Origin of the sequence: Streptomyces chilikensis (assembly GCF_001642695.1) — a bacterium.
Taxonomy (GTDB): Bacteria; Actinomycetota; Actinomycetes; order Streptomycetales; family Streptomycetaceae; genus Streptomyces; species Streptomyces chilikensis.
Map to the genome: position 1 here is coordinate 1 of NZ_LWCC02000065.1, position 508 is coordinate 508.

A 508-nucleotide genomic window follows, 5' to 3' on the forward strand; every position below is an offset into this window, starting at 1 on the left:
CGGGCATCTCGTGCTCGGCGAGGCTGATCTCCTTGCGGCCGAACTCGGCCAGGGAAAGGTCGGCGACCTTGAAGTCCTGTCGGTTGTCGACAGTCATGAAGTGCTGCTCCTCGCGGTTGGCGATGATGGATCGAGGTCGGGTACGGCTGGTCTGCGCGACGGCGTGTTCCGGGCATGCGGGTGCCCGCGGGCACCTGGGTACCCCGCGGGCGCGGGCTGCCCCCGCGCGCAGCGCAGTCCGTCGGAGGCCCTCTCTCCCTCGGCCGGTCCGCCGCTCACCGCGTGAACCGCCCGACCGCCATCAGCAGCGACGTCTGGCTCCGTCCCAAGCTACACCGGTCGCCCGGGTGGACCCCAGTCCGGTGGAGCACGGGCCGGCCTCGTCGGGCCCGGCCGGGCGGCGGACGAGGGGAGACGGATGGACAGGGCGGGGCGGCTCGTCACGGCGGGCGTGGCGGCGGTGACGGCCGGGGCGGCGGGGCGGCGGGGCGGCGGCGCGCCCTGCGGG

General features: G+C 75.6%; 1 protein-coding gene. It reads right to left on the bottom strand.

What is annotated here, in order from left to right:
• Positions 1 to 127, bottom strand: a 127-nt coding sequence (locus A2U95_RS22325) for an adenosylhomocysteinase (RefSeq protein WP_420857036.1), incomplete at its 3' end; no start/stop codon positions are given.
• Positions 128 to 508: the final 381 nt, after the last annotated feature.